This is a genomic window from Salinibacterium sp. AL4.1, assembly GCF_059767305.1.
Genome location: NZ_JBSOQK010000001.1, coordinates 1732568 through 1746128 on the forward strand (window position 1 = coordinate 1732568; position 13561 = coordinate 1746128).

At 61.3% G+C, this 13561-nt stretch carries 11 protein-coding genes; 6 read left to right on the forward strand and 5 right to left on the reverse strand.

Annotated features, from left to right (window positions below; all coding sequences use genetic code 11):
• Window positions 1-26: 26 nt before the first annotated feature.
• Both ACWTV3_RS08420 and ACWTV3_RS08425 read right to left on the reverse strand, forming a co-directional pair.
• Window positions 27-1124: a zinc-binding dehydrogenase gene (locus tag ACWTV3_RS08420; protein ID WP_498477736.1), complete on the reverse strand. Its 1098-nt coding sequence runs from the start codon at window positions 1122-1124 to the stop codon at window positions 27-29.
• 253 nt (window positions 1125-1377) lie between these two features.
• Entirely contained in the window at window positions 1378-2553 is a 1176-nt protein-coding gene (locus ACWTV3_RS08425; RefSeq protein WP_498477737.1) for an RsbRD N-terminal domain-containing protein, read from the reverse strand.
• Between the two features lie 141 nt (window positions 2554-2694).
• On the opposite strand from ACWTV3_RS08425, the gene ACWTV3_RS08430 reads away from it, so the two are divergent.
• Window positions 2695-4404: an amidohydrolase gene (locus ACWTV3_RS08430; RefSeq protein WP_498477738.1), complete on the forward strand. Its 1710-nt coding sequence runs from the start codon at window positions 2695-2697 to the stop codon at window positions 4402-4404.
• Here the strand turns inward: ACWTV3_RS08430 and ACWTV3_RS08435 are convergent.
• Entirely contained in the window at window positions 4390-5562 is a 1173-nt protein-coding gene (locus ACWTV3_RS08435; RefSeq protein WP_498477739.1) for a PucR family transcriptional regulator, read from the reverse strand. The two genes, ACWTV3_RS08430 and ACWTV3_RS08435, sit on opposite strands and share 15 nt — an antisense overlap.
• Window positions 5563-5784: 222 nt before the next feature.
• On the opposite strand from ACWTV3_RS08435, the gene ACWTV3_RS08440 reads away from it, so the two are divergent.
• Together ACWTV3_RS08440 and ACWTV3_RS08445 are read left to right on the forward strand one after the other, a co-directional pair.
• Window positions 5785-7077 carry a M20 family metallo-hydrolase gene (locus ACWTV3_RS08440; RefSeq protein ID WP_498477740.1) on the forward strand — a complete coding sequence of 431 codons (1293 nt, stop codon included), beginning with the start codon at window positions 5785-5787 and terminating at the stop codon, window positions 7075-7077.
• A complete protein-coding gene (locus ACWTV3_RS08445) occupies window positions 7074-8441 on the forward strand; it encodes an NAD-dependent succinate-semialdehyde dehydrogenase (RefSeq protein ID WP_498477741.1) in 1368 nt (455 codons plus the stop codon). Before ACWTV3_RS08440 ends, ACWTV3_RS08445 begins: the two co-directional genes overlap by 4 nt.
• Window positions 8442-8496: 55 nt before the next feature.
• Here the strand turns inward: ACWTV3_RS08445 and ACWTV3_RS08450 are convergent, their stop codons facing one another.
• On the reverse strand, window positions 8497-8916 hold the full coding sequence (locus ACWTV3_RS08450; protein WP_498477742.1) for a DUF2834 domain-containing protein: 420 nt from the start codon (window positions 8914-8916) through the stop codon (window positions 8497-8499).
• Complete coding sequence (locus tag ACWTV3_RS08455) at window positions 8891-9955, reverse strand: LacI family DNA-binding transcriptional regulator (RefSeq protein WP_498477743.1); 1065 nt, start codon at window positions 9953-9955, stop codon at window positions 8891-8893. The genes ACWTV3_RS08450 and ACWTV3_RS08455 overlap by 26 nt, the downstream gene beginning before the upstream one ends.
• 281 nt (window positions 9956-10236) lie before the next feature.
• On the opposite strand from ACWTV3_RS08455, the gene ACWTV3_RS08460 reads away from it, so the two are divergent.
• The 3 genes from ACWTV3_RS08460 (at window position 10237) to ACWTV3_RS08470 (ending at window position 13506) form a co-directional block, all read left to right on the forward strand.
• On the forward strand, window positions 10237-11535 hold the full coding sequence (locus tag ACWTV3_RS08460; RefSeq protein WP_498477744.1) for an ABC transporter substrate-binding protein: 1299 nt from the start codon (window positions 10237-10239) through the stop codon (window positions 11533-11535).
• A 73-nt stretch (window positions 11536-11608) separates the two neighbouring features.
• The gene (locus tag ACWTV3_RS08465) at window positions 11609-12568 is read left to right on the forward strand and encodes a carbohydrate ABC transporter permease (protein ID WP_498477745.1); all 960 of its coding nucleotides are present in this window, start codon (window positions 11609-11611) and stop codon (window positions 12566-12568) included.
• Window positions 12569-12570: 2 nt separating this feature from the next.
• On the forward strand, window positions 12571-13506 hold the full coding sequence (locus ACWTV3_RS08470; RefSeq protein WP_498477746.1) for a carbohydrate ABC transporter permease: 936 nt from the start codon (window positions 12571-12573) through the stop codon (window positions 13504-13506).
• Window positions 13507-13561 lie beyond the last annotated feature (55 nt).

Here is a 13561-nt window from a genome sequence, read left to right on the forward strand (position 1 = left end):
GCGAGAAATACTGCAGAGTTAGTGGCTCACAGGGAATGATCGACGACCATGCGGCGCCCGGTGGAGGCGCGCAGATCGTCAATGGCACGGGCTGCATCGGCAACGGGGATGGTGTCGCCGATCAATTTGTCGAGGGGGAGCTGGCCGCCGAGGTACAGGCGAGCGATTCGAGGGAAGTCGACCTGAGGGCGTGATGAACCGTAATTGCAGCCGAGGATGCGTTTTCCGGTTGCCACGAGGTGCCACGTCTTAAAGCCAACCTCGACATCGCGCGCGGGCATCCCCACCAGGACAGCTGCGCCACCCGGCTTGAGGTAATCAGGGAGGCGAGCGGATGTAGCGGCGAGGCCAATCGCATCGAACGCGTAGTCGACTCCGCCTTCCGTGAGAGCGACAATCTTCTCGGCAAGCTCGGGGTCGTCGCCACGGAGCGTGTGGGTTGCCCCAAACTCGGTGGCCGTCTCGAGCCGGTCGGGCGAGAGGTCGATGGCGATGATGGTGCTGGCGCCGACGAGCTTCAAGCCCATGATTATGGTTTGGCCAACTCCGCCGCAGCCAACAACGACGGCGGTTTGGCCGGCGCGCACATCTGCCGTGTTGAGCACGGCACCGACGCCGGTCGTGACCGAGCATCCGATGAGCGCTGCAACGGCGGAAGGAACGGCGGCGGGGATTGGAACGACTGCCGAGCGGGGAACGACGGCGTAGTCAGAGAACGTGCCAACACCGAGGTAGGGACGTGCCTCTTTGCCGTCGGCCGGAGTAAGGGGAGTGGTGCCGTCGGGCAGACCATTGGTTGCGGCGCCCGATGCTTGGCACAGCCAGGACTGCCCAGCGATACATGAAGCGCAGGTGGTGCACGGTGCGAACCACGAGAGCACCACTTGGTCGCCGACAGCGAGATCGCTGATGCCCTCGCCGAGCGCTTCGACGATTCCGGCGCCTTCGTGGCCGAGGGCGACTCGGTGGTCGAAGGGCCAGTCGCCATTAATGACGTGAAGGTCTGAGTGGCAGACGCCGGCGCTGGTCATGCGCACAAGTACTTCACCGGCACGCGGATCAGCGACAGCAACTTCTGCGAGGTACGGCTCGGTGCCGACGCCATCGAAGAGGAGAGATTTCATGTGCGTTCCTGACTGCTGGGTAAAAATGTGGGCAGATGGAGGTTCGTAAACAGCGAACATTTGTCGTATCTCAGCGCTGCTTTATCACTGCCTCAACCGTGCGTTCCGGTTCGTTGAAGCAACGCTAGATGCAGCAAAGAGTCATCGGCAATGTCGTAATTGTGCGATCTTGGATGACTCGCTGTGCAATTGCCCAAAATCTGGCGGAATGAGCCCAACCGGAATCGTGGGCGAAACATGCCGGAAATATCCGTCAGGGAGAGTGCAGTGCCACCAACGCAATTGCGGCATCTTTGGGCACCGTGATGTCGAGCCCTGTGACCTGACGAAACGAACTGAGGCGGTTGACCACAGTATTGCGATGACAGAACAAGCGTTCAGAAGTCAGCTTGATCGATCCTGTCTCAGCGTACGCGAGTACCGCCTGCACAAGGTGCTCACGCTCGTGCACCGTGCACTCGGATAGTGTGTCGCGGACATCGCGTCCGAAGTCAGGGATGGCGGCGTTCAGCAGATCCCGCGCCACGGAGAGCCACGCTTCGTCGCTGCCGATCATTCGCGGGTGGGTCGAGCGCGAGGCGTGCCGCGCAAAAATGGCAGCGGCATCGGCTGCGGCCGGAACGTGGGCGAGGCCGACTACCTCATCCACATAACCCCCGGGCAAATCCGCTAATTCCACTGTCACCGTTGTGGACGCGGTGGGAGTGCCTTGCTCGCGGAACAGGCAGAAACCATCGCCGCGATCGTAACCAAACCAGCTAGCGGAGACTGTGCCCTTCGCTAGCTGGGCTTGTAGCTCGGCGACGCCTTCACCGACAACAACGGCGATCTCAAATCGCGCTGTGGGGGAGACGCCTAAGCCCGCCGCGATTTCTGCGACGAGTTCGGGCCGGGTGATGTCGCTGGAGAAGAGTCGAGATACGTGGCGGGCGGTGAGCAGGCGAGAATCTCGAGTGAGTCGGGCATGTTCCGCCAAAAACGACTGCTGTACTTCGCTGACGTAGTCCTCAACGGTTGTCAGCACACGCTCCACATTGCGCACGAGCAGTCCCTCAGAATCTGGCCCGGCGTGCTGCTGCAAGGCAGACCAGAGCACCCGAAAATCGAGCCGGATGGCCTCAAGGAGGACATCTTCGGGAACGCCTTGGCGCGCGCGGCGGGCACCAAAATCGTGGGCGAGGGAGGTGAGTTCTGCCGGAAGCGGCTTGTTGCCCAATTTGTAGAGCAGCATGCTGAGGACATCGTTGGCCGTGCGCGCGAGGTCGCTCTCCTCAACCACTCGAGGCTCGTAATAGTCGGCCTCGGCAAACCGGTGGAGGAAATCGGCAACGATCTCATCGAGGTGGAAGAAGAGTTGATCGACGAGCGCTAGCCACTCGTTATCGACCACGTCGGCGCGCTCTACAGCTGAGTTGCCGTGTGCGTTCATGCCGAACCCCGATCAGAGCTAAAACATCAAATTGGTGATCTGCACAGCCTATTGCCCGCAAGTGCTACAAAATCCCATTGATAGTGACTTTCTGCACCGGTTAAATAGGCGACCAAGGTCTTGACGGCCCGGCATCCAGCGATGTCTTCTTCGATTTATCAGCTCAAGGATGCCTCAGTGCTCATCGACACCATCATCGAAAACGCGTCAATCATCACCATGGATGAGGCCCGGCCACTCGCCCACAGTGTCGGCATCAATCACGGCATAATCGTCGGAATCGACGAAGAACTTCAGGGAATCTCAGCCCGCAATCGCATCGACGCGCAGGGAGCGACCGTGGTCCCCGGGTTCAACGACGCGCACGCCCACAGCGTCTGGTTCGGGCTCACGCTTATTGAAGCTGACGTCAGCGCAGCGACAGCACTGACCGATATTTATGACGTCATTGCGGAAGCCGCGGCTGGCTCCGAGGGCGACGGTTGGATTATCGCCAGCGGTCTCAACCACCATGCCACCGGCGGGAACTATCCCGACCGTGATGCGCTCGACAGAGCCTCCCAGGGCCGCCCGGTGTGGATCAAACACAGCTCCGGACACGCCTGCGTTCTCAATGGTGTGGCTCTGAAACTCGTGGGTGCTGAAAACGTCGCACCGACGGTGCCCAACGGGGGACGTGTCGTGGTCGACAACACCGGGCGCCCGACGGGCGTTCTCGAGGAAACCGCGATGAGTCTCGTGCAGGACCTCATGCTCCCGTATCCGCTGGCCGGCATCGAAGAGGCGCTTGCCAAGGCGACGTCGCAGTACGCCAGCGAAGGTCTCACCAGCGTGACGGATGCCGGAATTGCCGGTGGCTGGATCGGCCACAGTCCTCGCGAATTCGCCGCCTACCAAAACGCCAAGGACGCCGGAAAGCTCCTCTCGCGGATGCAAGTGATGGTGAGCATCGACGCGCTCGAAAACCTCCCCGGGCACAACGAGGACCCCGCCGGAGTGGGGCTGGCAGCGGGCATCCGCTCGGGCGCTGGCGACGAGTGGCTTCAGATCGGCCCCACCAAGATCTTTACTGACGGTTCACTTCTTGCCTCGACGGCCCTGATGACCGAGCACTATGAGGGTGACTGCCACAACCACGGTTACCTGCAGGGCGACCCCGAAGCGTTGCGCGAACAAGCGCTCGCAGCCCACCGCACCGGATGGGCCCTTGCGCTGCACGCCATTGGCGATGGCGCCCTGGACTTTGCGCTGGAGATTCTTGAGAGCGCGGGCGAAAATCCGTCGCGCCCAGCGATGCCGAACCGCATCGAGCACGGAGGCGTCATCCGCCCCGATCAGTTGCAGCGCCTTGCGGCCACCGGCGCGAGCATCGTGCCGCAACCCCATTTCATCCGCCTGTTTGGAGACGGAATGATCGAACGGCTCGGCGCCGAACGGGCGCAATGGAGCTACCGTGCGCGGTCCGTGCTCGATGCGGGCATTGTGCTACCGGGAAGTTCTGACCGCCCCGTCGCGCCCGGTGCGCCCCTCGCAGTGATGCAATCGTTCGTCGAGCGTCTCACGCAGTCAGGGGCGAGCTACGGCGAAGGGGAGAAGATCACCGCGCTCGAAGCTCTGCGCGCCTACACCGTCGGTTCCGCCGTAGCTACGGGATGGGGTACTCGCAAAGGCACCCTCGCCCGCGGAATGCTCGCCGACCTCGTGGTGCTCGGCGACAGCCCCTTGGACGTTCAGCCCGATCGCATTGGTCAGATCGATGTTGCCGCAACGCTCGTCGGTGGGCTCGTGAGCCATGACGCGGGAGGCCTGTTCTCAGACGTACCTCGGGTTATCGAGTCAGTCGCTGAGTGAGGTTGCTTCGGCCCGTGCTGCGCTCCGCGCCAGAATGTACAACGACGCTTCGGCCGGGAGCCGCAGATCTAAGCCGGTCACGCGCTCGAGGTTGTCGAGCCGATTAGTGATCGTGTTGCGATGACAAAAAAGAGCTCGCGACGCGAGAGCGATTGAGCCTGTGGTGAGAAACTCGTTCGCGGTCCGCTCGAGCACCGCGCGCTCGGCGAGAGGCAGCTTGAGGAGTGCCTCGACGTGTCGCTGGTGGATGATGCGGGCGGCATCCAGCGGATTCTGAAAGACAGCAATGTGCCAGAAATCGGTCACATCTACAAGACGAGCGTCAGTTGGCGGCAAGACGAGAGCAACCGACTGCGTGACTCGGATGGCGGCGGGAACCGAGGAGATACCTCTGATTCCATCCAACATCAGCACCTTGTGATCATGCGTGATCGCGTTGAGGGGCAGAGAGCCCTCGCGGGGCATCTGCGCAATCAATACGGGCCCAGCCTCGGTTTCATGATGATGGGCCACGATGCTGGCTTGGCGCAGGGTCTCGTGAAGGCGATCAAGGGACTCGTCGACTCTGTCGGCGTGAGTGAAAATGGTGAAATCGCTCTCGGGCGCGAACGACAGCACCGCGCAGGCCCGGGTGTTGAGAACGTGGTTCTTGCCGTCCGTTTCAAGAATCCGGGCAAACCAGAGCCGACGCTCGTCCTGGCGCACTTGAGCCATGCCGAACTGGGTCGCCGTATAGGCCGTGGTGAGTTCTTGGCTGTGACGTTCGACAGCATCCCAAATGCGCGGAACGCTGTCGAAGACCTCCCGCATTTCCGCGTCGGTGGTGTGCCCCGAGATCGCTTCCCACATGATGCGGTAATCGAGCCGGACAGCAGCCATGACGTCAACGAGCGGAATCCCCTGGAGGGCGCGGGAATGCCCCACGCGCTCGGAAACATCGCGAGCTTCGGACGGGATCTCGTGCCCGCCGATGTCGCTGAGTAAGCGCACAAAAATAAGCCGACAGTCAGCGACTACGCGATCGAGGTCGACAAGCCCCTCTTTGTAAGCATCGATGGTGCTCAACTGAACCGTCCAGCGGGCGACAAGGGAGTCGACTTCTCGCAGGCAGGCGCTGGTGGCTTGAGCGAGGATTGTGGGCACGGAGGAGTCGGCCAATTTCCACTACATTTCCGACAGATTTCTAGCTGTGCAGGTGCACATAATGTCTGCTCAATGATAAACGTATTCGCAATTGCCGGGACTGAGAATCGTTGGAATCATTGATTTACCCGTTCTACTGTCAGCTGATGGCCAGTGATCACCTGCGGATAGCGAGGTGTGCAAATAGTCATATCTGCCCTGAGCGCTCGTGCACATCCGAAGAAGGGACTCGTCCTCATGGACGCTATCGACATCACCACCGACGCCGCATTCTTGGCGGATTTCGCCACGATGAGCGAGTTCGGGGCAACCGGCGACGGCGGCGTCGACCGCCAAGCCGCCAGCGCTGCCGACAATGAGCAGCGCCGCTGGTTCGCTGGGTTGCTCGAATCTCACGGCTTCACCGTGGAGTACGACCGCATCGCTAACCAGTTCGGTCTGCTTGAGCTGGTTCCGGGCGCGCCGTACATCATTGTCGGATCGCACATGGATTCCCAGCCGACCGCGGGCAAGTACGACGGAGCTTACGGAGTGCTCGCAGCAGCACACTCCGCCTTCCGCCTCAAGCAGGCCTGGGAACAGGGTTCGTTTACTCCCGTGTACAACTTGGCCGTCGTCAACTGGTTCAACGAAGAGGGCTCTCGCTTCGCCCCCTCGATGATGGGCAGCTCGGTCTACACCGGCAAGATGGCGTTGGAGACCGCTCTCGCGGTGACCGACCACCTCGGCGTCACCGTCGAACAAGCACTCGCCGAGACGGAGTTTGTCGGTTCCGGCGATGGCCCGCAGGCCGTCGGCTGCGCGGAGATTCACATTGAACAGGGTCGCCTGCTCGAGAACGCCAAGGTCACGATTGGCCTCGTCACGGCGACGTGGGCGGCAAGTAAATACCGCATCGTCGTCAACGGCGAGCAAGCCCACTCGGGCGCAACCGTCATGGAAGACCGTCACGACGCGCTGCTGGGAGCATCCCTTCTTGTTGTTGCCGCCCGGCGCCTCGCCGACCGTTTTCCCGGCCGTCTCCACACCGCGATCGGTCAACTCGACGTGTACCCGAACTCACCCGTCGTCGTGGCGTCGAAAGTAACTCTTCTTCTCGACTTGCGGTCGGGTGATGAAGCAGTTCTCAAGGAAGCCGACGAAATTCTGGCCAGCACTATCGCCGAGATTGAAGCGGATGCCAAGGTCACGGTCGACATGAATTTGTCGCACTCGTGGGGCATCAATCCCTACCAGCCCGAGGGTGTCGATGTCAGCCGTTCCTCGGCGAAGGCCTTGGGGCTTTCGCACATGGACATCATGACGGTTGCCGGTCATGACTCGACCAACATGAAAGACATCGTGCCCACGGTCATGCTCTTCGTGCCTTCAGTCGAAGGAATCTCCCACGCTGAGGGCGAATTCACCACTGATGACGACCTCGTTGCTGGTCTCGCCGTGATCGCCGACGTGACGCTCCGGCTGGTCGCGGGCGAACTCGCGCCGACGGCATCCGACTCCGCTGACGACACCGACAAGGACCGCTCATGACCGACTACGCCGTAACTGACCCCGCGACCGGGCTTGTCGTCGCACGCTACGACACCGCGACCGATGAGCAAGTAACCGTGGCTGTTGACGCAGTCGGAGACGCGTACCGCCAGTGGCGCCTCGTGCCTATCGCCGAGCGCGCTGCACTGCTGCAGAAGGTTGCCGACCGCTACGCTGCCGATCGCGAACGTCTTGCAGAGATCATCATTCGCGAGATGGGTAAGACCACTGCGGAAGCTCTCGGCGAAGTTGACCTGTGCGTGAGCATCTACGCTTTCTACGCCGACAACGCTGAAGCATTTGCCGCCGACAAGCCCATCACCGTGGCATCTGGTTCGGCCTATGTGCGCAGCGAACCCATCGGCGCACTTCTCGGCATCATGCCGTGGAACTACCCGTACTACCAAGTGGCCCGCTTCGCCGCGCCGAACCTCGCCTTGGGCAACACGATGGTGCTCAAGCACGCTCCGAGCTGCCCCGAGTCGGCCGAAGCCATTGCCGAGATCTTCGAGGATGCTGGATTCCCCGAAGGCGTGTACGTCAACCTCTTCGCCACCAACGAGCAGGTCGAGACGATCATCTCAAGCCCCGTTATACAGGGCGTCTCCTTGACCGGCTCGGAACGTGCCGGGCGTGCCGTGGGCGCTATCGCTGGCCGCGAGATGAAGAAGCTCGTTCTTGAGCTGGGTGGATCAGACCCGTTCATTGTGCTCGACGACGCCGACCTCGATGCAGCGATCGCGGGCGCTGTGGCCGGCCGCATGGGTAACGCGGGTCAGGCCTGCAACAACTCGAAGCGCATCATCGTGCTCGATGCGATCTATGACCGTTTCGTTGAGGGCTTCGTGGCTCAGGTTCAGGCGCTGAAGGTGGGTGAGCCTAGAGAGGGAGGCGTCGCCTTCGGCCCTCTGTCTTCTGAAGCTGCTGCAACTCAGGTCGTTGGACAGGTTGAGGATGCGGTAGCCAATGGCGCAACGCTCCTAACCGGTGGCGGGCGCATCGATCGCCCCGGCGCCTACGTGGAGCCGACCGTCATCGCGGATGTGCAACCGGGCACCCGCGCGTACACGGAAGAGATCTTCGGGCCTGTCGCCGCGGTGTACCGGGTTGCGGATCAGGATGCCGCGATTCGTCTCGCCAATGATTCGCCGTATGGACTCGGAAGTGTGATCTTCACCTCTGACGATGCGCGTGCGCAAGCTGTTGCCGAGCAGCTCGAAGTCGGCATGGTCGCAATCAACGCCCCGTCGCAAACCCAGGCCGACCTCCCCTTCGGTGGAGTGAAGTCATCAGGAATGGGCCGAGAGCTTGGCGAATACGGCATGGCCGAATTCGTGAACCGCAAGCTCATTCGTCGGGCGTAGTTGTGTGATTAGGGGAGTGGCCGCAAGCGGCTGCTCCCCTTTTTGGTGCCCTGAGTTAGCGACGCCCGAGCTCCACGAGCTTGCGCTCGCGCATCGCGAGGAACAGCGGAAAAGTGAACGCAAAGGCCGTGATGCCCGAGAGCACGATGTAGAGCCAGGCCCGCTTCATCCCGAGGCGACGCGCTTCGATGATGATCAGGATGCTGCCCGCCACGGCTACGACGAGAAGGTCGACACCGAGCGAGTTGACGGCGGGCCCGCTGCCGAACCAGTCGCCGAGGTAGTCGCGCATCTGCACAATCGCTAGCGCGTTGAAGACCCACGTGCCGACTAGGCCGATGACGGAGAGCACCGCGAACGTGATCGCGGTGGCGTTCCAGTGGCGCAGCAGGGCGGGGCGGTCTCGCTGGGGTGTGGGTGCGGGTGCGGATGCCGGTGCGGCAGGCTGCTTAGGGCTGTGCGACTGAGGAGACATGTTCCGTCGATTCTCGCACCACAAGCTCTGGGCGCAAGAGAACGGAGCTGCCCGGGTCAGTCGACTCGTTTGAGCCGCGCTCAATGGCCTCCGAGACGGCAAGCTGCGCCATCCGCGTGATGGGCTGGCGAACGCTCGTGAGCGGCGGGTCGTAGAGGTCGGCGAGGATGATGTCGTCAAACCCGATCACGGACACATCGCGCCCGACCTTGAGACCGAGATCGCGGAGCCCGCGGCAGAATCCCAGCGCCGTCATATCGTTGATCGCTACCACCGCGGTCGGCGCAGTCTTGGGATCAGCGAAGAGATCGCGCGCTGAGGCTCGCCCCACCTCGGCGGCTTCGACGTCACCGAAGTGCGAAGCATCCATCCCAGTCCACTGCGGCATATCCGCGACCGAGAGGCCGGCGGCTTCGAGGGCATCGCAATACCCGCGGTAGCGCGCCGAACGGTTGACCGAGCGGATCGAACCCGACACAAAGGCGATGTTCGTGTGGCCCAGTTCTAAGAGATGCGCGGTGGCAACCTGGCCGCCTACGTTGTTGTCGATGCTGATGCTCACGACAGACTGCGGGTCGTTGGGCTGTGCTGGCCGGTCGAAGGTCACGAGACGCAGGCCCTCTTCAATGACATGGTTGACGTGGTCGAGCGAGGGCAGCGAAGTGCACAGGATGATGCTGCGAACGCCGTCTTCCCACAGCTCTTCGACATAGCGGCGCTCGCGTTCGGGGTCACGCTCACTGTTGCAGAGCAAAACACTGCAGCCCAAAGCCAATGCGGCGACCTCTACTTCATGAGCGAAGGCTCCCCAGAAAGGGTTTCCGACGGAGGGCACGACGAGGCCGACGGTTTGAGTCTTGCCGTTGCGCAGCTGGCGAGCAGCACGGTTGGGGCGGTAGCCAAGTTCTGCGATAGCCGCCTCGATGCGGGCTCGCGTTGCCGCGACCATTCGACCCTGGCGGTCGTTCAGAAAGTTGGAGACGGTACTGGGGGAGACCCCAGCAGCTTGCGCCACGTGCTGGATGGTTACTCGAGCCACGCGACCTCCTTCAGTTGTCGTCGATCCTGATGATCGTCGTTTTAGTGTAACGATTTATTGAATCTCAGCAACCAGTGGTCCAGTTCTTGCTTGAGCGTTCAGAAATAATCCGGCGGCTCTCTTGACTCATGGAGAACGACTCGTCTATGGTCAGTGCATCGTTACACCGATTTCATCCACCCCCCTTAGGAAATCGGTTAGGAATCGAATGAGCCGACGACGACGTCGCGGAACGAAGGCACTGGAGCCGTCGCTCAGTCTCAGCTTGAGAGGACATGCACATGGAAGTGAAGTCACGAATGCGCCGCACAGCATCGGTCGCGATGGTGGCCCTGATGGGTCTCGGTCTCGCCGCCTGTTCAGCAGGAGAAGCGGATGCCGATCTGAACCCCGATGAGGTTTCGGGCGAGATCAGCCTGCTTACCCCCATTTTTGAAGGAAGCCCCGGGCAAGACCTTCTCGAAGATGAGCTGCTTCCGCAGTTCTACGAGGAGTACCCCAACGTCACGGTCAACGTTGACTACACGACCTACGGAAACCTGAACGAGAAGCTCACTACGGCGGTCGTCTCGGGCCTCGTGCCCGACGTAATGCTCATGGGCGTCGGCTGGATCGAAGCATTCGCCGACAAGGGAGTGCTCGCCGACCTCGGTGAACTCGGCCTCAGCGAAGCCGACCTCAAGGAGAGCTACACCGACGAGATCGTCGAAGCAGGCATGTGGGACGGCAACGTCTACGCTGTGCCGATCATGCTCGACACTCGCTTCGGAGTCGCTCGCATGGACATCCTCGAGGAAGCTGGCTACGACAGCCCGCCCTCCTCGTGGGAAGAGCTCATCGAGATCGCCGAAGCGACCACCGTGCGTTCATCAAACGGTTCACTTGAACGCGCTGGGTTCGACATGATGTCGTTGGATGCTCGCCAAGCGTTCGAGACGATGCTCTTCTCGGCCGGCGGCGAACTCTTCAATGAGGATGCCACGGAGCCCGCGTTTAACAGTGATGAAGGTGTCGCCGCTCTGGGCCTCATGGCTGACCTCGTCAACGTGTACGAAGTGGAAGACATCGGCTTCACGTCGACGGATGACATCGTGAACCCGCTCATCAACGGTCGGGCCGCGATGGGTATCGCCCACAACAACCTCTGGACGCAGGCGCTCGAAGCGGATGAAACCGTTCTCGACAACCTCGAGCCCTTCGTTATTCAGGGTGATGCATCCGGAATGTTCTTTGGCGGAACCTTGGCGACCGTGGCCAACAACTCCAAGAACCCTCAGGCTGCGCGCGCACTGCTCGAGTTCCTGTCGAGCCCGGATGCTGCACTCGCCGCCAACGAACAGCGCGGAAATGTGCCGGCCCTGACCGAACTGCTCGACTCTGACTACGTGCAGTCGAACCGTTTCGTTCAGTTCGCGATGGAAAACCTTGAGGTCGCCCAGCGTGAAGGTGGCCCCTCTCAGTGGCTCGAAGTCCGTGGTGACTTCGCCCCTGCCGTTCAAGCAGCTCTGCTTGGTCAGAAGACACCGGAAGAGGCGCTCGACGACCTCGCCGCTCTCGTTCAGACCTCGATAGACCGCTAGTTCCTCCCCGGATGCTCGGGTACTCCACGTGCCCGAGCATCCCTCTCCCCAGCACCAAACACACGAGGGCGTGATGACTACTACAGACCACCAGCCAGTGCAGGTCGCGAAAGCGGCGCCTGTACCCGGCACTGCGACAGCACCACCGCGCAAGCGCAAGCGCATCACCACTGCCGAAAAGAAGCGGCGACGTGCTGGCTGGCTGATGATCACGCCATCGGTGATTCACGTTGGTCTCTGGACGCTGATTCCCGTCATCGCCACCTTCTACCTCTCCTTTACGGACTACGGGATCTTCTCGGCGCCCAAGTGGATCTGGTTCGACAACTACGTTGAGATGTTCACCGACCCGGTCTTCATGCAGTCGATCGGCAACACGATTTGGTACACCTTCTGGACCGTGCCGGTGTCGATGGCCGTGGCCGTCGTCGTGGCGGTTCTCCTCAACCAGGGCCTGAAGCTTCAGAAGTTCTATCGCACCGCCTTCTTCCTCCCGCAGGTCACCGCCACCGTTGCCATTGCGATGGTGTGGCTCTGGATCTTCAACCCGCAGTACGGTCTGCTCAACGCCATGCTCGAATCCGTGGGCCTCCCCGGGCAAGCGTGGCTTGTTGACCCGCAGTGGGCACTGCCCTCCGTGATTCTGGTCGGCGCGTGGCAGGGCATCGGTATCAAGATGCTCATCTACATTGCGGCGCTGCAGAACATCGATGAATCGCTCTATGAGGCGGCTTCGCTCGACGGTGCCTCTTCGGTGCGCAAATTCTTCAGCATCACCGTTCCGATGCTCAAGCCGGCCACGTTCTTCGTCTTCATCATCTCGATCATCGGAGCATTCCAAGTCTTCGACCAGATCTACGTGCTCACTGACGGTGGGCCCGCAAACGCGACCACGATGATGACCTACGAGGTCTATCGCTCGGCGTTCCAGGAGTTCCGGATGGGGATGGCATCGGCTCAGTCGGTCGCGCTGTTCGCTTTCCTGCTGGTTGTCACCCTCATTAGCCGTCGTGCCACGAAAGAAGAGGACTAGCGATGACTCTCCCCACCATCAAGGCCCTCGCGATCAGCGAAGAGATCACGGTCGCACCCCGCAAGCGCTGGTTTCATCACGCCAAAGGGCGTCAGGCGGTGCTCGTCAACGTTGCTCTCAGCCTCGGCGCGATCACGATGCTCGTGCCCTTCCTCTGGATGGTGCTGACGAGCCTCAAGTCGCCGGCCGAGCTAGCCCAGTTTCCGCCAACGGTGCTCCCACAGGAGTGGATGTGGAGCAACTACGCCGCGACTCTGGATGCTGCGCCGTTCGGCCTTTACTTTCGCAACAGCTTGGTGATCGCGACCACTCACACGCTCATCACGATCGCGCTCGGAGCGATGGCCGGCTACTCGCTGGCCCGCATCTACTTCCGTGGCCGTGAAGCGATCTTCCTCGCCTTCATTGCGATGCTGATGATCCCCACCTATACGAAGATCGTTCCCCAGTTCTTGCTCGTGAAGTTCATGCCGCTGTTCGGTGGCAACGACATCCTCGGTCAAGGCGGTAGCGGTTGGCTAGACACGTGGTGGGCTCTCATCATTCCTGGTGGGCTCAGCGCATCCGCCATCTTCCTGTTCCGTCAGTTCTACTTGTCGCTGCCGAAAGACCTCGAAGAGGCCGCTCGCATCGATGGGCTGGGCGAGTTCCGCATCTTCGCGCAGATCTATACGCCGCTCATCAAGCCGGCAATCGCGACCGTGGGACTGCTCACCTTTCAGGAGAGCTGGAATAACTTCCTGTGGCCCTTGCTCGTCACGACCAGCAGTGACTTGCGCGTGATTCAGGTGGGGCTCGCGGTGTTCCAGCAGCTCGACAACACGCAATGGCAGTACCTGATGGCGGGAACCACGATGGCGACAGTGCCCATGGTGGTGCTGTTCATCTTCGCCCAGAAGTACTTCATTCAGGGCTTCACCAACGCTGGCATCAAGTAGCCGCATCCCTTCACGAACGGTTGCTCTACGGCAGCCGCCCATCCCACAAATAGAT

What these genes read in the sequence shown, in the direction of transcription:
- ACWTV3_RS08440 (WP_498477740.1), top strand. Translation starts at nt 5,785, where the DNA reads ATGGACGCTATCGACATCACCACCGACGCCGCATTCTTGGCGGATTTC.
- ACWTV3_RS08465 (WP_498477745.1), top strand. Translation starts at nt 11,609, where the DNA reads ATGACTACTACAGACCACCAGCCAGTGCAGGTCGCGAAAGCGGCGCCT.
- ACWTV3_RS08420 (WP_498477736.1), bottom strand. Translation starts at nt 1,124, where the DNA reads ATGAAATCTCTCCTCTTCGATGGCGTCGGCACCGAGCCGTACCTCGCA.
- ACWTV3_RS08425 (WP_498477737.1), bottom strand. Translation starts at nt 2,553, where the DNA reads ATGAACGCACACGGCAACTCAGCTGTAGAGCGCGCCGACGTGGTCGAT.
- ACWTV3_RS08470 (WP_498477746.1), top strand. Translation starts at nt 12,571, where the DNA reads ATGACTCTCCCCACCATCAAGGCCCTCGCGATCAGCGAAGAGATCACG.
- ACWTV3_RS08430 (WP_498477738.1), top strand. Translation starts at nt 2,695, where the DNA reads ATGTCTTCTTCGATTTATCAGCTCAAGGATGCCTCAGTGCTCATCGAC.
- ACWTV3_RS08460 (WP_498477744.1), top strand. Translation starts at nt 10,237, where the DNA reads ATGGAAGTGAAGTCACGAATGCGCCGCACAGCATCGGTCGCGATGGTG.
- ACWTV3_RS08450 (WP_498477742.1), bottom strand. Translation starts at nt 8,916, where the DNA reads ATGTCTCCTCAGTCGCACAGCCCTAAGCAGCCTGCCGCACCGGCATCC.
- ACWTV3_RS08445 (WP_498477741.1), top strand. Translation starts at nt 7,074, where the DNA reads ATGACCGACTACGCCGTAACTGACCCCGCGACCGGGCTTGTCGTCGCA.